This is a genomic window from Dyella silvatica (genome assembly GCF_026283955.1).
Taxonomy (GTDB): Bacteria; Pseudomonadota; Gammaproteobacteria; order Xanthomonadales; family Rhodanobacteraceae; genus Dyella_C; species Dyella_C silvatica.
In genome coordinates, this window is sequence record NZ_JAPDPE010000001.1 from 111,758 (window position 1) to 133,446 (window position 21,689).

Consider the following 21,689-nt stretch of genomic DNA (forward strand, 5'->3'; position numbering starts at 1 on the left):
CTCGAGTTCAGTCGGCAAGTTGGTGCGCCAGGCGACTGCCGGCGTGGCTATCCGCTGGCTGACTAGCTCAGCTCGGGCAGGCACACCACCGTCGATTGCAGGCCGCTCCTGCGAGCGGCTTCGTCGATGGCCGATTCCAGCTCGGCGAACGCATAGGTTTTCACCTCCACCGCATCCAGCGACAGCAAGCCGGCTTTGATCAGCGACAACAAGGCCAGGTAGTCCGCCGGCGTGTACATAAAGTGGCCGATCAATTCCCAATTGTTGATCAGCATCTCGCCGTATGGGATCGGCAGCGTTGCCTGCATGCTGCCCATCAACACCAGTCGGCCACGGCGACGCAGGCTTTTCAGGGTGGCCAGGGTGCTGTTCGGATCGCTGGCCTGGCCGACCATATCGAAGGCGAGATCGGCGCCGCCGCAGGCAGCCTGGCGGATGCTGGCCGTATCGGCTTCCACGTCACCGGACAACAGCACGATGTCGACGCGCCCTTGGCCTAGCGCGGCCAGGCGCTGCAGCGGTTCGGCGCGTCGTCCGATCGCGACGACTCTGGCCGCGCCCAGGGCGAGTGCGGCCAGCACGGCGGCTGAGCCGAAATAGCCGGCAGCGCCGTTGATCAGCACCGTTTCGCCGGCGGCAAGCCGGCCTCGCCGCAGGCCGCCGAAGGGGATCACGAACTTGGCCAACGTAGCGAGTCGCGCCGCCGGCTGCTGCTCCAGGCCATCCAGTGGAATCAGCGTCGAGGCGGGCAGATGGACGATTTCACGTAGCGTGCCGTGCGGGAACTCGGTCATGACCTGGCCGCTGTCCGCACTGATCCCGGTCAGTCCAAGCAGCGCTTGCGCCGGTTCCGCCACGGCCTCGTCGGCAACCCAGTAAGGGTTCACCGCTACCCGCTGGCCGGGGCGAAAATGATGCACGCCTTCGCCGATGGCGATGACGCGGCCAATGCCGTTGGTGCCCGGGCTGAACGGGCCGGGCGGATAGGCGTAAGGCAGCCGGCCTTCCACATACGCACGGGTGTAGCTGAGCAGCGGCACCGCCTCCCTGCGGACCAGCACCGAGCCGGCACCAGCGGTGGCTTCGGCGACTTCACGCAGGGCGAGTGGCTGGCCGGGTAGGTCGAGGATCCAGGCTTTCATGACAGCGCTCCTTGGTTTGGATGCTTGAACTGTAGGCGGCGCCTATCTATCTTTGAAATTGATTAACAGTATTGGACGTATCAACGTGGTTGATCTCCGTGGCATCGATCTGAACCTGCTGTTGTCACTCGATGCCTTGCTGGCCGAGCGCAACGTAACCCGCGCCGCGGCGTGTCTGCACCTCACCCAGCCGGCGGTTTCGACCCAGCTGGCCCGGTTACGGAAAATCTTCGACGACCCGCTGTTGATACCGGCCGAGACCGGTCGCGGCATGGTTCCCAGCGCCCGCGCGCTGGCCCTGGTCGAACCGCTGCGCGCCGCCTTAAAGAATCTGGAGGCGGTGGTCAGATATCGCCCCAGCTTCGATCCGCATACCGACTCGCGGCGCTTCGTGATCGCCGCCAATGACCAGGCCACCGCTGTGCTGGGTTTGCGTTTGATGGAGCGTTTGCCGCAGGTGGCCGGCGCCGGGGTGCGGGTAGCCTTCGTCATGGCTGACCTGGAGCGGATCGCCGGTCAGCTGGAGCGTGGCGACATCGATTTGTTGATCGGTTCAGAACGCATGGTGCCGCCCGCGCGGCTCGCATGCGCTCGATCTGGATAGCTACTGCGCGCTCAGGCACGTGCTGGTTTCGACCAGCGGCGGCAGTTTTCATGGCTATATGGACGAGCACCTGGAGCAGCTGGGCCGTATGCGCGAGGTGGTGCTGTCGGTGCAAAGCTTTGCGCTTGCAGCCGAGCTGCTTTGCAGCAGCGACTATGTGTCGACCTTGCCGAGTCGTTTCGCCAGCCGTTACGCCGATCGGCTGGACACCTTCGAGTTACCGTTTCGGGCCGGCGGTTTTTCCCTGTTTGCGGCATGGCACCCGCGCAATCACGCCGACCCGGCGATACGTTGGCTCAGGGATGCGCTTTGCACGCTCTACACGGCATGACCTGCCCGCGATCAGCGTCGCTGCCCGGGTAGTTCATGCAGGCAGGTTTGCCGGTCTGGCTTGGCCGCTTGTCGAGATGGAATCCGCAGCATGCTTTGTTCTTCATTCGCGCAGCGCAGAGCGACGGCATGCGCCCTTGCGCCGCTTGAATGATTCGCCAGGCAGCGTGTCGATACGGCCTGAACGGTGGCGCACTGGCGACCACCGACAGCGCTTCGATGGATGACTGGCGACCTACGCCGCCTGGAACTTGTCATGCGATGCTTGAGTCTGAGCGCAGGCTTTTGTGGCGCACCGGCTGGGACGCCTTCGCGCCCCCTGGCTCCCCCATTCCCCATGGAGCATCCCATGCGCCCGTCCTTGTTTGTCGCACTGTTCGCGTTATCCGGCCTGGTGCCGGCGTTCGCCCAGACTGCGGCTACCACCGCGGCCACTGCCGCGCCCGCGCCCGCGCCGGTCACCTCGGTGGCCAATCTGGAAGCGGTCGTAGTCAGCGGCGTACAGCCCGGGCCAGGGCTGTGGAAAGTCAGCAAGGGCGATCATGTGATGTGGGTGCTGGGCACCTTATCGCCGCTGCCCGATCACATGCAGTGGAAAACCGACGATGTGGAGCAAGTCATCGCGCAATCGCAAGAGGTGCTGGAGCCGCCGCGGGTGCAGATCAAGGCGGATGTGGGTTTCTTCGGCAAACTGTTCTTGCTGCCCAGCCTGATCGGCGCGCGCAAAAGCCCGGATGGCGCCAGCCTGCGGCAATTGGTCACGCCGGACTCCTACGCGCGCTGGCTGGTGCTCAAGCAGCAATACATCGGCAGGGACAGCGGCATCGAGCGCTGGCGGCCGATCTTCGCGGCGACCGAGCTTTACGACAAGGCGATCAAGCAGACCGGCCTCAGCGCCTCGGGTGGCGTGAAAAACACCATCCGCGACCTGGCCAACAAACATGGCATCAAGCTCACCAAGACCGACTACAAGCTGGCGATCGCCAAGCCGCGCGAGGCGGTGAAAACCTTTAAGAGCTCGGCGATGGACGATCAGGCCTGCTTCAGCGGCGTCATCAGCGGTCTCGAACATTCATTGGGCGGTATCACCGCACGTGCCAATGCGTGGGCCACGGGCGATATCGAAATTTTGCGCACGCTGCCCCTGCACGATCAGCGCGAGGCCTGCATTGCCGCGGTCACCGAGGCCGGCTTCGCCAAGAAACTTGGCCTCAACGACCTGCCGCAACGGGTCGAGGGGATATGGATCGGGGCTGCCGAGCAGGCGTTGACCAATAACACGCAAACCTTCGCCTTGCTGCCGATGGACGAAGTGCTGGGCCCCGATAGCTACCTGGCCAAGCTCAAGGCGAAGGGCTACACCGTGCAGGCGCCGGACGAACAAGACACCACTCCTTGAGCAGGCTTTAAAGAACGGCCTGGCTGGCTCGCCGCCAGGCCGCTCGCGTGCTCGGCATCTCAGGGCACTTATCGGCAAACCACCTTGGTGCTCGGTTGGCCCTGCGCGATGGCGAGATCGTTGCCGTTATCGTCGGTGCCGACAAAGGTCGAGGTATAGGCATACACGAGCTGATACTGACGGCCGTCATAGCGGTAAAAACTATCCTCATGCTCGCCCATGCTGATGCGGGCGCCCGTGAGCAGGTCGGGCATACCGTTGCAGCTGCTCTCCATGACGCCAAGCGGGCCATCGGTGACGGCGAGCAAGGGCTCGGGCTTTGTGTTGCCGCTACGGTAAAGCCATTGCGGTGCGTTGACCTGATTGCCCTCCATCGCACAGCTGACAAATAACAACTTGCCGTGCGGACCCTGACAGGTCTGTGCGGTCACCGCCTCTTCGCCGCAGTCATTCTTGATCCCTTTGCGTGAATCGGAGTCCAGCGAGGCCAGTGCCGTGAGGGCTGGCGTATCCACCGAATCGGCATCGCACAGACCCTTGCTTCGCGGCCATGTGCGGTCAGTGCCAAGGTATACGGGTGATAGCGCGGCGATGGTCGCGTCCAGTTCGCGTGCCAGGCATTTCAGGTCTTTGCACTGGCCAATCGCCTGATTCTGCGCGGCCATTTTCGCATCGAGATTCCATGGGTCATTCACCATCCCGATCGTGGCGTATTGGAGAAAGCGCGCCTTGAAAAGCTGTTCCCTCAGCAGCGCATCGTCGCAGGCAGCCGCCGGCAAGGCCTTCCGTGCTTCGGCGACGCTTTTGAGCGTGGCCTCATCCGGGGCGTCGCTTAGTGTGTGGATGTCCAGGCAGGGCTTGAGCAACAACTGTGATGAGACATAGCCTTCATTGACTTGTTCACTGCGTGGGATCACTCGCTTCCCATCCGCCCAGGCGGCGCAAGCCACTCCGAGCAGGCAGATCACTAGTGCGAGCGGGTATCTCTTGGTTTTTTTGCGACTCATGCTGGCTTTCCTGCCTCTCTCCAGTCGTCGACACGATGGCGAGGATCCTGGGTTTTTGTGGGATGGCGTTGATTTATCCGTGCTTATGCTACCCGTGCAGACGTCGCCAAAGTACCGGGCCAGGACGCCGCAGATGCGGCATGGGCGATCGAGGGGGTGAAACCTCAAAAGCCGCAATCGCTGAGGCCAGGGTGGTCATCCGGGCGGCGACCCAAGGGCCAGTGCAAACGGCGCTGGTCTTCGCGGATGGGGGTGTCGTTGATGCTGGCGTGGCGATGCGTCATCAGGCCCGCATCATCGAATCGCCAATTCTCGTTGCCATAGCTGCGAAACCAGTGGCCGGAATCGTCATGCCATTCGTAGGCAAAACGCACGGCGATGCGGTTGCCGGCGTAGGTCCATAGTTCCTTGATGAGCCGGTAGTCCAGCTCGCGGCCCCATTTGCGTTGCAGGAACAGTCGTGCCGCATCGCGGCCGTCGAGAAATTCGGCGCGATTGCGCCAATGCGTGTCCTCGCTATAGGCCAGGACGATGCGTTCGGGATCGCGGCTGTTCCAGGCATCTTCAGCCAGTCGTACTTTTTGCGCGGCGGTTTCGGCGGTGAACGGCGGGAGCGGTGGGCGGGATGACATAAGTCCTCGACGAGCTGATGGCGTATGTAGACAGGTCTGTCTACTTAGTTCAGGCTAGCGCTTGTAGACAGATCTGTCTACCATGCAGCCATGACTAGCCAACCATGGGCCGAATCGACGCCGCCCGCCGCGCGCGATCGCATCCTGCAAACAGCGCACGATCTGTTCTATCGCGACGGCGTGCGCGCCACCGGGATCGATCGGGTGATCGCCGAGGCGGGCGTTACCAAGGTCACCTTTTATCGTCACTTCCCCAGCAAGGACGACCTGGTGCTGGCCTATCTGGCCTACCGGCATCAGCGCTGGATCGACTGGTTCATCGATGCCTTGAAGCGGCATGGCGCACGTGGCAAGCCGTTGGCTGCTGCCGTGGTGGCCGCCATGAGCGAGTGGTTCGCGAGTGAGGATTTTCGCGGCTGCGCCTTTATCAACAGCGTGATCGAGCTGGGCGGCGCGCTGCCCGAGGTCCATCAAATAACCCAACGCCATAAACAGACGATGGTCGATGCGCTGGTGGCCGGGCTGCCGGCGACACGCCACGCCAAGGCCGATGCGTTGGCGATGGCGGTGGCTATCGATGGCGCCCTGGTCCGCGCGCAGTACGACGAAGATGCGAGCGATGCGCTGAAATCGCTCACCCGCTTGCTGGCTTCGTTTTAGTGTCGCCTCGCGTCGTGTCTATGTGGGTGAAGCATGCGACAGCAGCGTGAGGTGGCTGGCGCACCGGCCAGCCACCTCAAGGCTCAGGCGCTGGCCAGATCGAGCTGCGCGATCTCGTCCTGGCTCAGCTTCAATGTCACCGCACCGAGCAACTCCTGCAGTTGTTCCACGCTGGTGGCGCTGGCGATCGGCGCGGTGACTCCGGGGCGGGCGATCAACCAGGCCAGCGCCACTTGCGCCACGCTGGCGCCATGCGTGGCGGCGACGCGGTCGAGGGCGGCCAGAATGCCCAGGCCGTGTGGGTTGAGATATTTTTCCACCGAGCCGCCGCGTGCGGCGCTTTTGCCCAGGTCCGCCGCGCTGCGGTATTTGCCGCTGAGAAAACCGCTGGCCAGCGCGTAATAGTTGATCACGCCGATGTTCTCGCTGCGAATCAGCGGCTCCAGCGCCTGCTCATAACCTTGGCGATGGACCAGGTTGTATTCCGGCTGCAGGCTTTCATAGCGCGGCAAGCCATGTTTTTTGGACGCCGCCAAGGCCTCGGCAAAACGGTCAGCCGAATAGTTGGAGGCGCCGATGGCGCGCACCTTGCCTTGCTCGATCAGCCGTCCAAACGCACCCAGGGTTTCTGCCAGTGGCACGCTGGCGTCGTCATCGTGTGCTTGATACAGGTCGATGTGATCGGTTTGCAGGCGTTGCAGCGAGCCATCGACGGCTTTCTGGATATTCACCGGCGACAAGCCCCGGTGCTCCACCCATTTGGATACCTTGGTCGCCAGCACCACCTGCTGGCGCTTGCCACTGCGCCTGAGCCAGTTGCCGATGATGGTTTCCGATTCGCCGCCGCGGTTGCCGGGGACCCAGGCGGAATAGACGTCGGCGGTGTCGATCAGGTTGAAGCCCGCGCCGACAAAGGCGTCGAGCAATTCGAATGAGCGCTTTTGATCGGCGCTCCAGCCAAACACGTTGCCACCAAAGGCCAGCGGTGCAATGGCAAGCGGTGACTTGCCGAGTGGGCGCAGCTGCATGCACAGATTCCTCATAAAGAAGGCCCGCCGCAAGCTGCGCCGGGCATCCGTTTGAGGTGGTAGCGGTTTGAGTGGGAATCAAGTCGCCGCGCAAGCTCCATGGCAGCTCGGGCTGGCGCTTTTGGCGCCAGGCCGGGCCTGACTCTCGGCTGCTGTGACACGCTGCCCGCGCGGCTTGCTTTGCGCCGGCTTGGCTTCGCTCAAACGGCGGGCAAGGTCGGCATTGCTGATATGTCCATGCAAGAACAACAGGTCGGTCCAAAGCGAACTCATAACACCCTCCCAGGCGGTCTGCCCCTTGGCAGTGCGCTCAAGATAGGCGTCTTGGAGGCCGCCAAAAAGCGATATATTCGCAAGCCAGACTTGAAGGGGATTCAAGATGTCACGTATTTCGCTGGACCTGTTGCAGCAATTCGTGCAAGCCGCGCGGCTGGGCAATCTGTCGCGCGCGGCCGAGCAGGCCAACCTCACGGTCAGCGCGCTTAGTCATCAGATTCGCCAGCTCGAACAGCGGGTCGAGCGCAAGCTGTTCGATCGCGGGCCGCGTGGCGTGCAGCTCACGCCGGAGGGGCGTCGCTTGCAGGAGGCCGTTGCGCATCATTTCGAGGGGATCGACCGTGCGCTGGCCAATTATCGCTGCCGCCGCGAGGAGGCGTTGACCATCAATACGTTGCCCAGCGTGATGTCGAGCTGGCTGGTGCCGCGATTGGCCCGACTGGTTGCCGCGCATCCCGAGCTGGAACTCAACCTGCAATCCAGTACGAGCCTGGTCGACTTCGAGCGCGACCCGGTCGATGTGGTCATTCGCTACGGTCGCGGGGTCTGGCCCGGGGTCGAAAGTGAAAAGCTGTTCGATGAGTGGATTGCCCCGGTGGTGGCGCCCTCGCTGTTGCAGCGCATGCGTGACGCCGACCCCGACGATGTCAGCGCATGGCCATTGCTTGGCGATCCGGGCAACCGTTGGCTGGATTGGTTCGCCGATATCGGCGGCCAGGCGCCGAAGCGGTATATGGCGAAATTCGATACCACCGACGCGCTGCAGCGCGCCGCCCTGGAAGGCATGGGGGTGGCGCTGGGGCGCATGGTGATGGCGCGGCCGTTGATCGATGCGGGCCTGCTGCATGTGCTGGGCAAGCGTTATCAGCATATTCCGGAGGCGTACTACCTGGTGTATCCGGCGCGTTCCAGAGATCACACCGGCTTGCGGGTGTTTCGCGACTGGATTCATGCCGAGGCGGTTAGCTATAACCAATCGATGGCGCATCTGTCCGGGCATCCGTAGCCGGTGCGCTCGACGGGCCGCTTTCGTCATCGCTTTGGACACGTCATCATCAGCGTTTTGCGTCATGCAACGACGCACCTATTGAGGTAACCACGATGAAATCACGCGCCGCCGTGGCCTGGGAAGCAGGCAAGCCCTTGTCGATCGAAGAAGTGGATGTCGCTGGGCCGAAGGCCGGCGAGGTGCTGGTGCGCATCGTTGCCACCGGTGTCTGCCATACCGATGCCTTTACCTTGTCCGGTGCCGATCCCGAAGGCATGTTTCCGGTGATTCTCGGCCATGAAGGCGGTGGCGTGGTCGAGGAGGTGGGCGCGGGTGTCACCTCGCTCAGCGTCGGCGACCATGTGATTCCGCTGTACACGCCGGAGTGCGGCGAGTGCAAATTCTGCCGCTCCGGCAAAACCAATCTGTGCCAGAAGATCCGCGCCACCCAGGGCCAGGGTTTGATGCCGGATGGCAGCTCGCGTTTCTCGCTCAACGGCAAACCGCTATTGCACTACATGGGTACCAGCACGTTTAGCGAGTACACCGTGCTGCCGGAGATCGCCCTAGCCAAGATCAACAAGGCCGCGCCGCTGGAAAAAGTCTGCCTGCTCGGTTGCGGCATCACTACCGGCATCGGCGCCGTGCTCAACACGGCCAAGGTGGAGCCGGGCGCATCGGTGGCGGTATTCGGCCTGGGTGGCATTGGTCTGTCGGTGGTGCAGGGTGCGGTGATGGCCAAGGCCGGACGCATCGTGGTGGTCGACACCAATCCGGATAAGTTCGCGATGGCCAAGGCATTGGGCGCGACCGATTTCGTCAATCCCAGGGATTACCCCGAGGTGCCGGTGCAGCAGGTCATCGTCGATCTCACCGATGGCGGGGTGGACTATTCATTCGAATGCATCGGCAACGTCCAGGTGATGCGTTCCGCCTTGGAGTGCTGCCACAAGGGCTGGGGTGAGTCGATCATCATCGGTGTGGCGGGTGCCGGGCAGGAAATCAGCACGCGGCCCTTCCAGCTGGTGACCGGCCGGGTTTGGCGCGGTAGCGCGTTTGGCGGCGTGAAAGGCCGCTCACAATTGCCCGGCTACGTCGAGCGCTACCTGGGCGGCGAGATCAAAATTGACGAAATGATCACCGAGGTGCTGCCGCTGGAGCGCATCAATGAAGCCTTCGAGCTGATGCATGAAGGCAAGGTGATTCGCTCGGTGATTCACTACTAAGCGTGGCCGGGCGGTCGCCCTCGGCCAGGGCCAGCCGCCCGTGATGCGTCGTATCGCGGCGTCCTTAAGGATGCTCTGATCTATAGAGCATCCTGTAGTAGAATGCGCGCCAGCCGCCGGGCTTATCGTGGGCGGTGTTTCCATTCGTTTTATGCCGGCAAGACCCTTAGCAAGACCTTATAAGGAATATCTATGAATAGCACCGCCATCCTCGTCGACGGCGCTTTTTTTCTTGCCCGATACCGCAAGGTCTGGGGCGATCGCGATGCCAACGATGCACGCACCGTAGCCAAGACGGTATTTGGCATGGCGCTGGAGCATTTGAAAGCGGTGGATCGCCCGCGCGAAGCGCTGTATCGGATTTTTTTCTATGACTGTCCGCCACTGGAAAAAAGCTTCATCAAGCCGATCAGCGGCGAAAGCATCGATTTTTCACGCACCGGCTCGGCCGCGTTTCGCCGCGATCTGCATGATCAGCTGCGCCGCCAACGCAAAATGGCCTTGCGCCTCGGTCGCTTGGCCGAGCGTGGCGAATGGCAGCTCAAGCGGCATGCGTATCAGCAACTGCGCGACGGCGCCTTGGTCTGGGACGAGCTGGGCGATGAGCATTTCGAGCCGGATATGCGGCAAACCCAGGTCGATATGAAAATCGGCATCGATATCGCCGCGCTGACCTACAAGAAGCTGGTCGACCAGATCATCCTGATCGCCGGCGATGCGGATTTCATTCCGGCCGCCAAGCTGGCTCGCTACGAAGGCATCGATTTTATTCTCGACCCGATGTGGCAAGGCATTGCGCCGGATCTGCACGAACATATCGATGGTCTGCAATCAGTCTGCCCGCGGCCTTTCTGATGCGTGCTAGCCTGCCGCCCATTACCTCTACGCCGCCTAAGGATTTGTCGATGAAAAGCCCGATCACACTAGGGTTGGCCGCCTTGCTGCTGGCCGCATGCAGCGGTACTTCCACGCCCGTCAACGCGCAGGATCAGCCCGCCGGCGACCTGGTGCCGCCGACCAGCGCCAAGGATTTCACCGCGACGCAACTGGATACGGTGTTGGCTGGCAGCTGGCGCTCGGAGCAAAACCGTGCCCGTGACGTTTACCGCCACCCCAAGGCCACCTTGCAGTTCTTCGGCGTGCGGCCGGACCAGACAGTGATCGAGATCACCCCCGGCGGCGGCTGGTATAGCGAGATTCTTGCTCCGCTTTTGCACGACAACGGCCAGTACATCGTCGCGCTGAAGAAGTCGTCCGCGGGCAGCGAGCAGGGCAAGGATGCGCAGGCCCTGCATCAGAAGTTCGCGGCGGATGCCGCCCATTACGGCAAGGCCAGTTTTGTCGAATTCGACGCCAAGGCGCCTGTGTTCGGCGCGCCGGGTTCGGCCGATGTGGTGTTGACCTTCCGCAATGTGCACAACTGGGTGATGGCCGATAACGCGCCGGCGATGTTCAAGGGGTTTTATGCCGCCTTGCGTCCCGGTGGCGTGCTCGGCGTCGTCGATCATCGTGCCGCGGACAAGGCCAGCATGGAGTCGGTCAAGCAAAGCGGTTACCTGCCGACCGCTTATGTGATCAAGTTGGCGACCGATGCCGGCTTCAAGCTGGACGAGCAAAGCGAGATCAACGCCAATCCGAAGGACACCAAGGACTACGCCAAGGGGGTATGGACCTTGCCGCCCACACTTACCCTGGGTGATCAGGACAAGGCGAAATACCAGGCCATTGGCGAGTCGGATCGCATGACATTGCGCTTCGTCAAGCCCGAGGCGTCGTCGTCGGCGCATTGATTCAGGTATCGCCGTGCTGATTGCTTTGAACAAGCCGTACGGCGTGCTTTGCCAGTTCAGCGATGTCGATGGACGCCGCACGCTGGCGGAGTTCGTTACACAAAAAGACGTCTATCCGGCCGGGCGGCTGGATCACGACAGCGAAGGTTTGCTATTGCTTACCGACGATGGCGGCCTGGCGCACAAGCTGACCGATCCACGGCATAAGCAGCCCAAGACCTATCTGGTGCAGGTGGAGGGTGAGGTCAGCGACGAGGCCATCGCCGCACTGCGCCGTGGCGTGACGCTTAACGATGGCCTGACTCTGCCGGCCGGTGCCGAGCGTGCCGGCGAGCCCGACGGATTATGGCCACGTGATCCGCCGGTGCGCTTTCGCAAAAGCATTCCCACGAGCTGGCTGAGCATCACCTTGCGCGAGGGTCGTAACCGGCAAGTACGGCGGATGACCGCCGCGGTGGGTTTTCCCACCTTGCGGCTGATCCGCTTGCGCGTAGGCGGCTACGCGCTGGATGGTCTGGCGCCGGGCCAGACGCGTCTGCTGAGTAAGTAACTCCCTTGCATGTCGCCGCAAGGGATGCCGCGCTACTCGATACCAAAAAATGCCTTGGCCGTTGCCGTGCTATGCGCCGCTGTCTCTGCCGCGGTTTCGCCACGGTCGCGGGCGATCTCCTCGCAGATATGCCGTAGATACATCGGCTCGTTGCGCCGGTGCGCCGGGTGTGGACGCACGGTGCGCGGCAGCAGATAAGGCGCATCGGTTTCGATCATCAATCGATGCGCCGGAATCTCGCGCACCAGTTCGCGCAGATGGGTGCCACGGCGTTCATCGCAAATCCACCCGGTGATGCCGATGTGGCAATCCAGCGCCAGATAATCGCGCAGCGCCGTACCGGTATCGGTAAAGCAATGCACCACCGCCGCAGGCACTTGGCTGCGATAACGGCGCAGCAAGGCGATGAAGTCGTCATGCGCGTCACGCTGATGCAGAAACACCGGTTTGTGCATATCCACGGCGATCTGCAATTGACGCTCGAACACCGCAAGCTGCACCTCGCGTGGTGAGTAATTGCGGTGGTAATCCAGCCCGGTTTCGCCGACGGCGCGCACTTCGGGCTGCTGCGCCAGTTCGCGCAGCAAGGCGTCGGTGGCGTCGTCGTAATCGACCGCGTGGTGGGGATGCACGCCTGCGGTCGCATACAACTCGCCCGGGTGCTGCCGCGCCAGCGCAAGAGCATGCGTGCTGCCGTCACGCGAAGCGCCGGTGACGACCATTTGGGTCACGCCATGCGCCTGCGCGCGCTGCAGTACGGCATCGAGATCATGGTGAAACGACTCATGTGTGAGGTTGGCGCCAATGTCGAGCAACTGCATGGGATAGCCATTCAATCAAAGCACGCATTGTCCTTGGCTGAGCCGGTCATGCAACTGCCTTGGCCGTTGCGTTGTGCCGCACAGGCAACGGATGGAGGCTACGCATCAGCGTAATTTCTTGTTGACCTTCGCAAGAAATTGCTGTTAGGTTGAATCCACGCCGTCAATTTTTTGACGCCGCCGCGAGTCGCTGGAGCAGGCTCAGATAGCACGCGGAGCCCGCGATTTTGGCTCTTGCGATCGCGCTAAACGGTTCGATCGACCTTGGAGGGTCGAGATGGAGCACGAAACGGAGCATGCAGCGTACGCCTTTGTTATTGCCGTTGATTCAAACGATCCGGTGATGGCGTCGATGGAGCATGGCAAGCACGTGCGGCACGGTTCGTCGGGTTGATGGTGAGGCGCATGGATAGTCGCGTTGTTCACCGCGTAACCGACCCAACAGAACGCTTTTCCGTGGCGGCAAATGGCGCTGGCTTCACGCGTTGCGTCGCGTGGCGCCGGTTGTTGTCGATGACGGCACGGTCATCGCGAGGGGCAGCAGCAGGTACTCAAATCATCAACCGCGTGGCCTCCAAGGCAAGCCGCGGCACGGTGTTTTTTGTCCAGCGAAAACGCGGCCGGCGGGACCTTACCGGCCTGGTCGCGATCTGCGCGGAGTCGATAGCCGGCTCCATATCTTTGACGGGAGGAATATTCATGCGTACGAGAATCTGGGGCCAGGTATTGAGCCTGACATTGGCCGGGCCGTTGCTGATCGGCGGGGCCATCGCGGCTGAGAAAACACCGGCGCAGACCGCGCCACAGTCGGTGACTGTGCAGGGTGTGCAAGTGGCGATCGATCCGGCCACCGGCCGGCTGCGTGAGCCGACGGCAGCCGAGCGCGAGGCTTTGTCCAAGGCCATGCAGCAAAACGCGCAACAGCAGAGCCGGGCAGCTGCCATGAGCGGCAATACCTTTGTGCGCCCACTGACCGAACAGGACGCCAAGGCTACGACGCGCACCTTGCGCCTGCGCAATGGCACGGAAGTCGTCGGCATGGATCTGCCTGAAAGCCTGGTCAGCAACCTGGTGGCCGAACAGCAAGCGGATGGCAGCCTGCGCATTCATCACGATGGCGAGGCCGCCGGGCAGCCTGCGTCGAAGACACAGGAGGTGGTGCGATGAGCCGTCGTCATTTGATCTTCAGTGCCTTGCTGGCCGCAGGCCTGGTGGCCGGCGCCGGCACGGTGTCCGCCGCCGATATTCGCATCGTCAATCAAGACGTCGGCACCAAAAAAGGCTTGGATGACCCCACTCCGACGTCAGCGGTAGGCGGCAATCCGGGCAAGACGCGCGGCGAACAGGCCCTGATCGTGTTTCGGTTTGCAGCGGATCTGTGGGGCGCGGTGCTTAAGAGCGATGTGCCGATCATCAACAACGCGACATTCAAGGAGCTCGCCTGCACCGCGGATACCGGCGTGCTGGGTTCGGCGGGCACCAAGGGTACCTTTTTTTTCAAGAATCCCCCGCCGGCAGGCGCGTTGAGCGGCGTGTGGTACCACTCGGCGCTGAGCGACGCACTGGCCGGCGAAGATATCGATGCCGGCGAGGCGGATATCCAAAGCCGGTTCAACGGCAAGATGGGTAGCTCCGGCTGCATGGAAGGCATGTCCTGGTATTTCGGCCTGGATGGCAAGACGCCTTCCGGTCAAATCAATTTCCTCAACGTCGTGCTGCATGAAATGGCCCATGGCCTGGGCTTCTCCGGCTTCAACAATCTGGCCACGGGTCAGCAGCTGGAGGGTGATGACGACGTAAGGCGCCCGGATATTTATTCCACCTTCGTGTTCGATAACACGCAAAACAAGAAGTTTTACGACCTGACTGAAAATGAGCGCATTGCCTCGGTGCGGAATGACGACAACCTGGTGTTTACCGGTAGGCTTGTCACCGTACAGGCGCCGGATGCCTTGCAGCGTACGTCGGCGGTGAGAATCAGCGCACCCGCGGCGGCGGCTGGCAGCTACGAGTTTTCGCAGGCCACTTTTGGGCCGGCGGCGACAGATAGCAATTTCACCGGCCCGATCGTGCAGGCGGTTTCGGGCGCCAATCTGTATGACAGCTGTGCGGTGTTGACCAATGCGGCCGAACTATCCGGGCGTATTGCGCTGATCGATCGCGGCAATTGCGAAATCGTGTCCAAGGCACTCAAAGCCCAGGCCGCAGGCGCCACGGGCGTGTTGCTGGTCAATGACCGGAGCGGTGTAATGACTCCTGGCGGCGGCTTGTTGGGGCGGTTTGTGACCATTCCGGTGGGAATGGTCAGCCAACTCGATGGCAACGAGCTCAAGGCGAATCTTGTCGGTCTCACCGCCAATGGCGTCGGTCTTGGTGACACTCTTGCCGGCGCCGACGCCGAGGGTCGTGTGAAGTTGTATGCGCCAACGACGCTGGCCCGGGGATCGTCGTTCTCTCATTACGACACCCGGCTGACCCCGAATGCGTTGATGGAGTATGCGATCAACGAGTCCCTGGTCGGGCAGATCGATCTGGATCTGACCCCCGCGCTGTTCCAGGATCTTGGTTGGAAGCTCAACTACACCACGCAGAAGTTGCTGACTTGCGATAGCGGCATCCCGACCTTGGTGCCCGGTGGCGTCATCATCGGTGCCAATGTGCTGGGTAATGCGAAGACTGCCGCCGCTGGCGCGGCAAGCCTGGCTGACTATCGCACTGCGATGCAGACTTACGCCGCGAATCTGGCCGCCAACGGGCTGATTACCCAGGCGCAGGCCAGCAGCCTCAATGCGTGCCTTAGCGATGCCGAGCTGCAAAAGCAGTACACCGCATGGGGCAGCGGTGGCGGTACACCCGCCGAGCCGACAGCGGTAGCACTCAGCAATGGCGTGACATTGAGCGGCCAGTCCGGTGCAGCCGATGGCGTACTGGTTTACAAGCTCGACGTACCCGCCGGTGCCCGCGCCTTGAACTTGCGCACCTTTGGCGGCAGTGGCGATGTGTCGCTGTACGTAAAACTGGGCTCGATACCGACCGCCACCGACAACACCTACCGATCGGAACGCAGCGGCAATAGCCAGTCGGTGGTGGTGGCGCGTCCAGCCGCCGGCACCTATTACCTGAAACTCATCGGCGTAAAAGCGTTTGCCGGCGTCAGTGTACAGGGCAACTACACCGTACCTTGATGTTTGTGCGACAGGGTGGCTCCCGCGCCGCAGCTAGCGGCGCGGGGGTACCGAGATCTGGCCTGCTGGGTAGCGTCGCGATCGGTCAGGCCGACGGAGAAACATCGAGACCCGTAGGAGGACGGCGCCCTAACGCAATCAGTGTGAGCTTCAAACGGGGGTATGCCATGGCACCTTCGCTGGAGGCATGCACGTTGGACTTCATCCGCGCCATGCCGTGGATGTGACTCGGGCGAGCCCCGGCCGAGTGGAACCCGGTCCATCTATACGTCGCGCCGGCGACTGGCTTCATTCGCTTCGCTGGTCGGCGGCTACGCCATCCATGGCATAGGCGATCAACGATTTGAATAGACGTTTATGTATCCATCGATCGATCCCGTGAAAGGGCGCCTTGCAAGGCGCCGAGTGGGTCGCCGCTGCGACCACCTGATCGATTGAAGGAATCAATCTGGAGTATTTCTGGTGAATAAGATCTACAACAAAGTGTGGAGCAAGTCGCAAGCTAGGCTGGTGGTGGCCAGTGAATTTGCCAAGGCCGGCGGCAAGGGCGGTTCGCCTCGGCGTTTTCGCGCATCAAGGCCGTTGGCTGCCGCCGCACTGCTGACCTTGGGTTTGTTGCCAGTGCATGCAACCGATGCCCCGGCGGTAAATGCCAAGCCGCAGGATGTGCAGGTTGGCAGTCAGTACTTTGTTGCGGGCGGCGCGCAAGATGGCAGTGACGATGCCGCTGCCTTCGGCACACACAGCACAGCGGGTGGCGCAAACAGCATCGGCAATGCCAGCGAAAGCACCGCGTACGGCTACAACAGCTTTGCCAACGACAGCAACAGCACGGCCATCGGTGCCGGCGCAAGCGCCTTTGGCATGGGCGCCTCGGCGCTTGGCAGCGGCGCCAATACCGCCGCCGATTACAGTATCGCCGCCGGTTATGGCGCGACCACTTCGGGTGCCTACGGCGCAGCTTATGGTGCCAACGCCGAGGCGATCGCCTTGGGCAGCGCCGCGCTGGGTGCGCAATCGAAGGCCAGTGCCACGCAGGCCACGGCGATCGGTTATCGCGCGGTTGCCAATGACGCCGACAGCACAGCGGTTGGAGCGGGCGTGAACGCCTTCGGCATCGGTGCATCGGCGCTTGGCGGCGGTGCGAGTACCAGCGCCGATTACGCCACCGCTATCGGTTACCGCGCGATGGCCAGCGGTGTGCGCAGTGTCGCTTATGGCGCGCAGGCCAGCGCCGACGCCGATGACAGCAGCGCATTTGGCGCCGGCAGCGCGGCTTTCGGCAAGCGCAGCACCGCAGGTGGTGCCAACAGCATTGCCAATGCCGACGAGAGCTCGGCCTATGGCTACAACAGCTTTGCCAATGCCGCCAACAGCACGGCAGTCGGCGCGGGTGCGAACGCTTTCGGCATCGGTGCGACGGTGCTCGGCAGCGGTGCGAATACCGCGGCCGATTACGCCACCGCGGCAGGTTACGGCGCGACGGCCAGCGGTGTGCGCAGCGCAGCTTACGGCATGGCCGCACAGGCGCTTGGTTCGAACAGCCTGGCGCTGGGTGCGCAGGCCAGCGCCGATGCCGAAGACAGCACGGCATCTGGCGCCGGTAGTGCGGCTTTCGGCAAGCGCAGCACGGCAGGTGGTGCCAACAGCATTGCCAATGCCGACGACAGTTCGGCCTATGGCTACAACAGCTTTGCCAATGATGCCAACAGCACGGCAGTCGGCGCGGGTGCGAATGCCTTCGGGGTCGGGGCATCGGCCATCGGCAGTGGCGCCAATACAACAGCCAACTACGCCACCGCCAGCGGCTATAACGCATTAGCTGCGGGCTTCAACAGCGCCGCTTATGGCGCCGCTGCACAGGCGACCGGCGCAAGCAGTATTGCGGTCGGTGGGGCTGCGGTCGATGCGACAGGCGTGGCTTTGCTGAAAAACTCCGGTGGTCAGCCGGTCGAGAGGGCGGCCAGCAGTGAGGGCGTCGCGGCGACCGCCGTGGGTGCTAGTGCATCGGCGGGTGGTTTTGGTGGCGCCGCGTTGGGTGTTGGCGCGAGTTCCGACGGCTTCTTGTCGACGGCGGTCGGCGCATTGACGAATGCGCAGGGTAGCCGGGCCATTGCGATTGGCGCGCAAAGCTCTGCGTTGGAGAGTGGCAGCGTGGCGATCGGCAGCGGCGCGGCATCATTCCGCAAGCAGTCGATAGCGATTGGCGCGTCGAGCGTGGTGAAAGCGGATTTCAGTACGGCGCTGGGTTCGGCTGCCAATATTTCCGCCGAAAACGGGGTGGCCCTCGGTCAGGGCGCGACGGTGACGGCTAAGGGTAGCGTTGCGTTGGGCTATAGCTCAGTGGCTGATCGCGAAAACACCGTATCGGTGGGCCAGGTCGGCAGTGAGCGGCAGTTAGCGAATGTGGCCGCTGGCTCGCAAAGCACGGATGCGGTCAACGTGGGGCAATTGCAGGCGGCTATCGGCGGCGTGAATGGCGTGTTGGATAACGCCATCGTCTACGACGATGCGAGTAAGGCACAAGTCACTCTGGGCGGTTCGGGCGGGACGACGCTTGGCCATGTCAAAGCCGGCATACGCAGCGACGATGCCGCCACGGCGGGGCAGGTGCAGAACGTGCTGGATTTGATCGGCGGTGGCGCCAGCTTGACGCCTAGCGGTAGCGTCGCCGCGGCGGGCTTCAGCATGCAAGGCGGCAACTACGCGACGGTGGGTGGCGCATTGGCTGCATTGGACGGGGTGATGAGCGGGGCGCTCGGCAGTATCGGCAGCATGCGCGATGAACTGCAAACCATTCAAAACTACATCGGTAACGGCGGCTTTCTCGGGCGTGGCGTGATCGCCGTCGATGGCACCGATCCGGCGTCGGTGTCGAGTGGATCGAAGGGCGTGGCGTTGGGCTCTGCGGCCAAGTCTGGCGGCGATCACGGTACCTCGGTCGGTGGCGACAGCTACGCCGCCGGTCCCAACGATACGGCGATCGGCGGCAATGCCAAGGTCAATGCCGATGGCAGTACGGCGGTGGGCGCCAACAGCACGATCAGCGCGAACGCGACCAACGCGGTTGCCGTGGGTGAAAGCAGCTCGGTGAGTGCGGCTTCGGCGACGGCGATCGGTCAGGGCGCTTCCGCTACGGCCGTCGGTGCGGTGGCGTTGGGCCAGGGCTCGCTGGCTGACCGCGCCAACAGCGTATCCGTGGGCACGGCCGCCAATCAGCGTCAAATCACCAACGTCGCTGCCGCCACGCAAGCTACCGATGCGGCCAATCTCGGCCAGGTACAAGAGGCGCTGACCACCGCCAAGACGTATGCCGATGCGGGCGATCAGAAAACCTTGCAGCAGTCCAAAACCTATACCGATCAAAAGCTGGGCGGGTTTGCCAGCAATAGCGACCTGAATGCAATGCGCGATCGGGTCAACACCCAATTTCATGAGGTCAACACGCGCTTGAGTCGCGTCGGTGCGATGGGCGCGGCGATGGCGCAGATGGCATTCAGCACGCAAGGCATCAACACGGCTAATCGCGTCGGTGCCGGTGTGGGCGGATATCGGGGACAGGCTGCTTTGGCGGTTGGCTATTCAAGACAATTGACGCCGCATGCCAATCTGACGTTTGGCGCATCGATCGCCGGAGGCGGGGAGAACTCCGGCGGCGTGGGTATCGGCATGGGCTGGTAGGCGCGGCGAGCTTGGCTGGCAGGTAAGGCAAACGTCGGTGCAGCGTGAGGAGCCGGTCCGCGAGGGCTGGCTCTTTACGTTGTCGTGAGTAAATTTCTTGCGAAAAATCGATCTTAAGAAACGTAATTTCACGTCATCATCACGTTGCGCGTCTAACTATCAGCACGCGCCGCCGGCCATGATGATGCATCACTCATCGGGCAATGGTCGCCTGGATACCGTGGGCTTTGGCGGGTTTTCCGTCGAAATACCTGGTTTTTCGGGCGTGGGGGATTTTGCGATAACGCGCCGATACAGCGGTGGGGATCGCTGATTGCCGTGGCTCCCGCGCAGGCAAATTTTTGCGGACATCATCGCCATTGGCGCGAAAAAGTGTCCGCTGCCGTCCATTCGGACCGCCTTGGATGGGCCGTCCGTTTGTTGTGAAACCACTTGAGGGCCTTACGGACGAGGCAACCCGCGAACGCAAGAGGGGGGATGTTGCACCGGGTTGGTCATTGAAAGGGATGTTGCCAAACACCTCGCCTCCATACATCCAGTGTTATTTGAGGGGATACCAATGAAATCGCATGTGCAACTGAAGCTACTTGCCGCATCTTTGCTGCTGGCCTTTTCGGCATCTGCCGCCGCCAGTGATTTTTCGACCTCTACGCCACCCGTCACGGCGAGCAATTACGACGTCAGTTCGTTGCAGAACGATAAAACCTACAGCGGCATCATCATCACCTACAAAGACGGCAGCACGGAGCGCTCCAATGCCAGCGCCGCCATACAAAACGTCGGCGTGGCCGTGACCCGGGCCAAGCGCGCGTTGAACGCAGGGGGAGCCTCGTTCAATGCCTCATCGAACAAAACCGTTAGCGTGCATTACGCGCGCAAGCTGGCCGCGGGCGCAGACCTGGTGCGTACCGCGCGCCCGTTGACGTCGGTGGAGGCCTCGGCGCTGATCAAGCAGATCGCGGCCGACCCCTCGGTGGCCTTTGTCGAGCCGGAGTTCATGCTGCAGGCGGTGGATACCGTGGCTCCAGCGGATGCGGCAACGTTCGTCACGCCCGACGACCCGTACTACGGCAAATATCAGTGGGACTACCTCACAGCCGTTGGCGACAATTTCTTCGACAGCAGCCTTAACGCCAATGTCGCCAACTGGGGCGGCGCCAATATCCAGAACGCCTGGAGCCTGGCCGACGGCACCGGTGTGGTGATTGCCAGCCTGGACACCGGGGTGACTCAGCATCCGGACCTGGACCTGAGCCTGGCCGATGATGGCTACGACTTTATTTCCACCGCATCGGTATCGGGGCGTTCCAGCGACGGCCGGGTTTCCGGCGGCTGGGATACCGGCGACTGGGTCACGGCGGGGCAGTGCGGCGTCAACAAACCGGCTAAAAACAGCAGCTGGCACGGCACCCATGTGTTCGGCACGGCCGGCGGCGAACTGACCAACAACACCGCCGGCATGGCCGGCACGGCGTTCAATGCACAGGTGTTGCCGGTACGCGTGCTGGGTCATTGCGGCGGTTCCAATGCAGATATCGCCGATGCGATTACCTGGGCTTCCGGCGGTACTGTGTCGGGTGTTCCGGCCAATACGCATCCGGCCAAGGTCATCAGCCTGAGCCTGGGCGGCGCAGGCACCTGCTCGTCGACCAGCGTGCTGGGCAAGGCCATCACCGGGGCGATTGGCCGTGGTGCGGCGGTGATCGTGGCTGCCGGCAATGACAACGCCAATGTGTCTGGCTTTTCACCGGCCAGCTGCGCCGGCGTGGTGGCGGTGGCCGCTACCGGCATCAGCAGTACCCGCGCTTACTACTCCAACTATGGCGCCGGCATCACCCTGGCGGCACCGGGCGGTGGCGTGTACAAGAACGATGCTTCCAGCGGCACCCAGGTCAACACGGGCTTTATCTGGTCGACCATCAATGCGGGTACCACCACGCCGACCACCGCCACCTACGGCGGCATGGCCGGTACCTCGCAGGCCACCCCGCATGTGGCTGGCGTGGTCGCCTTGATGCAGAGCTATCGCCTGGCGCTGGGCAAGGCCTTATTGTCGTCGGCGCAGGTGACCTCGGTGCTGAAATCGACCGCCGCGGCACCGCACGTGGCCGCCAGCACCTCGAAGCCGATCGGCGCGGGCCTGCTCGATGCCTATAACGCCGTGCAGACGGCGGGTAGCCAGCCCTGATCTGAATCAGTTCTGAGATCAGCCAGCTTCGCCATAAAACACCCTCCCCTGCATGCGGGGGAGGGTCGGGGGTGGGGTAAGCGCCCGCGCAAAACGTTTACTACTCTTCAGCGGGTAGTGAGTGTTCAGTCGAACTGAAGCGCAAGGCCACTGAAGCGGCGGTAGAGCATTTTTGCCCTGCG

Annotated in this window: 19 protein-coding genes; 13 read left to right on the forward strand and 6 right to left on the reverse strand. The window is 62.6% G+C overall.

Going from position 1 to position 21,689, the window contains the following annotated elements:
- Nucleotides 1-62: 62 nt before the first annotated feature.
- Nucleotides 63-1,142: a zinc-binding dehydrogenase gene (locus OUZ52_RS00435; RefSeq protein WP_266156336.1), complete on the reverse strand. Its 1,080-nt coding sequence runs from the start codon at nt 1,140-1,142 to the stop codon at nt 63-65.
- A gap of 85 nt (nt 1,143-1,227) precedes the next feature.
- Here OUZ52_RS00435 and OUZ52_RS00440 point away from each other — a divergent pair, with 85 nt between their 5' ends.
- The 3 genes from OUZ52_RS00440 to OUZ52_RS00450 all read left to right on the forward strand — a co-directional run bounded on the left by OUZ52_RS00440 (nt 1,228) and on the right by OUZ52_RS00450 (nt 3,475).
- Entirely contained in the window at nt 1,228-1,746 is a 519-nt protein-coding gene (locus tag OUZ52_RS00440) for a LysR family transcriptional regulator (protein WP_266156337.1), read from the forward strand.
- Nucleotides 1,739-2,077, forward strand: a complete 339-nt coding sequence (locus tag OUZ52_RS00445; RefSeq protein WP_425493747.1) for a LysR substrate-binding domain-containing protein — start codon at nt 1,739-1,741, stop codon at nt 2,075-2,077. Before OUZ52_RS00440 ends, OUZ52_RS00445 begins: the two co-directional genes overlap by 8 nt.
- A gap of 348 nt (nt 2,078-2,425) precedes the next feature.
- The gene (locus OUZ52_RS00450) at nt 2,426-3,475 is read left to right on the forward strand and encodes a TraB/GumN family protein (RefSeq protein WP_266156339.1); all 1,050 of its coding nucleotides are present in this window, start codon (nt 2,426-2,428) and stop codon (nt 3,473-3,475) included.
- Between the two features lie 68 nt (nt 3,476-3,543).
- On the opposite strand, the gene OUZ52_RS00455 is transcribed toward OUZ52_RS00450, so the two are convergent.
- Both OUZ52_RS00455 and OUZ52_RS00460 read right to left on the reverse strand, forming a co-directional pair.
- Nucleotides 3,544-4,482, reverse strand: a complete 939-nt coding sequence (locus tag OUZ52_RS00455; protein WP_266156340.1) for a hypothetical protein — start codon at nt 4,480-4,482, stop codon at nt 3,544-3,546.
- Nucleotides 4,483-4,646: 164 nt separating this feature from the next.
- On the reverse strand, nt 4,647-5,114 hold the full coding sequence (locus OUZ52_RS00460) for a nuclear transport factor 2 family protein (protein WP_266156341.1): 468 nt from the start codon (nt 5,112-5,114) through the stop codon (nt 4,647-4,649).
- 90 nt (nt 5,115-5,204) lie between these two features.
- Here OUZ52_RS00460 and OUZ52_RS00465 point away from each other — a divergent pair, with 90 nt between their 5' ends.
- On the forward strand, nt 5,205-5,774 hold the full coding sequence (locus OUZ52_RS00465; protein WP_266156342.1) for a TetR/AcrR family transcriptional regulator: 570 nt from the start codon (nt 5,205-5,207) through the stop codon (nt 5,772-5,774).
- 83 nt (nt 5,775-5,857) lie between these two features.
- Here OUZ52_RS00465 and OUZ52_RS00470 read toward each other — a convergent pair whose 3' ends face one another.
- Together OUZ52_RS00470 and OUZ52_RS00475 are read right to left on the reverse strand one after the other, a co-directional pair.
- Nucleotides 5,858-6,802 (reverse strand): aldo/keto reductase, encoded by a 945-nt coding sequence (locus tag OUZ52_RS00470; protein WP_266156343.1) that lies wholly within the window; start codon nt 6,800-6,802, stop codon nt 5,858-5,860.
- Between the two features lie 78 nt (nt 6,803-6,880).
- On the reverse strand, nt 6,881-7,075 hold the full coding sequence (locus OUZ52_RS00475) for a hypothetical protein (RefSeq protein ID WP_266156344.1): 195 nt from the start codon (nt 7,073-7,075) through the stop codon (nt 6,881-6,883).
- 106 nt (nt 7,076-7,181) lie between these two features.
- Here OUZ52_RS00475 and OUZ52_RS00480 point away from each other — a divergent pair, with 106 nt between their 5' ends.
- The 5 genes from OUZ52_RS00480 (at nt 7,182) to OUZ52_RS00500 (ending at nt 11,632) form a co-directional block, all read left to right on the forward strand.
- Nucleotides 7,182-8,084, forward strand: a complete 903-nt coding sequence (locus OUZ52_RS00480) for a LysR substrate-binding domain-containing protein (RefSeq protein ID WP_266156345.1) — start codon at nt 7,182-7,184, stop codon at nt 8,082-8,084.
- Between the two features lie 95 nt (nt 8,085-8,179).
- Nucleotides 8,180-9,292, forward strand: coding sequence for an S-(hydroxymethyl)glutathione dehydrogenase/class III alcohol dehydrogenase (locus tag OUZ52_RS00485; protein ID WP_266156346.1), 1,113 nt, complete (start codon nt 8,180-8,182; stop codon nt 9,290-9,292).
- Nucleotides 9,293-9,484: 192 nt separating this feature from the next.
- Nucleotides 9,485-10,147 carry an NYN domain-containing protein gene (locus OUZ52_RS00490; RefSeq protein WP_266156347.1) on the forward strand — a complete coding sequence of 221 codons (663 nt, stop codon included), beginning with the start codon at nt 9,485-9,487 and terminating at the stop codon, nt 10,145-10,147.
- A 50-nt stretch (nt 10,148-10,197) separates the two neighbouring features.
- A complete protein-coding gene (locus OUZ52_RS00495; protein WP_266156348.1) occupies nt 10,198-11,082 on the forward strand; it encodes a class I SAM-dependent methyltransferase in 885 nt (294 codons plus the stop codon).
- Between the two features lie 13 nt (nt 11,083-11,095).
- Complete coding sequence (locus OUZ52_RS00500; RefSeq protein WP_266156349.1) at nt 11,096-11,632, forward strand: pseudouridine synthase; 537 nt, start codon at nt 11,096-11,098, stop codon at nt 11,630-11,632.
- 32 nt (nt 11,633-11,664) lie between these two features.
- On the opposite strand, the gene OUZ52_RS00505 is transcribed toward OUZ52_RS00500, so the two are convergent.
- A complete protein-coding gene (locus OUZ52_RS00505; protein WP_266156350.1) occupies nt 11,665-12,453 on the reverse strand; it encodes a TatD family hydrolase in 789 nt (262 codons plus the stop codon).
- Between the two features lie 699 nt (nt 12,454-13,152).
- Between OUZ52_RS00505 and OUZ52_RS00510 the strand changes: the two genes are divergently transcribed.
- The 4 genes from OUZ52_RS00510 (at nt 13,153) to OUZ52_RS00525 (ending at nt 21,507) form a co-directional block, all read left to right on the forward strand.
- Nucleotides 13,153-13,620 carry a post-PEP-CTERM-1 domain-containing protein gene (locus OUZ52_RS00510; RefSeq protein ID WP_266156351.1) on the forward strand — a complete coding sequence of 156 codons (468 nt, stop codon included), beginning with the start codon at nt 13,153-13,155 and terminating at the stop codon, nt 13,618-13,620.
- Nucleotides 13,617-15,638, forward strand: coding sequence for a PA domain-containing protein (locus OUZ52_RS00515; RefSeq protein WP_266156352.1), 2,022 nt, complete (start codon nt 13,617-13,619; stop codon nt 15,636-15,638). The genes OUZ52_RS00510 and OUZ52_RS00515 overlap by 4 nt, the downstream gene beginning before the upstream one ends.
- A gap of 462 nt (nt 15,639-16,100) precedes the next feature.
- On the forward strand, nt 16,101-19,319 hold the full coding sequence (locus tag OUZ52_RS00520; RefSeq protein WP_266156353.1) for an ESPR-type extended signal peptide-containing protein: 3,219 nt from the start codon (nt 16,101-16,103) through the stop codon (nt 19,317-19,319).
- A gap of 559 nt (nt 19,320-19,878) precedes the next feature.
- On the forward strand, nt 19,879-21,507 hold the full coding sequence (locus OUZ52_RS00525; protein WP_266156354.1) for a S8 family serine peptidase: 1,629 nt from the start codon (nt 19,879-19,881) through the stop codon (nt 21,505-21,507).
- Nucleotides 21,508-21,689 lie beyond the last annotated feature (182 nt).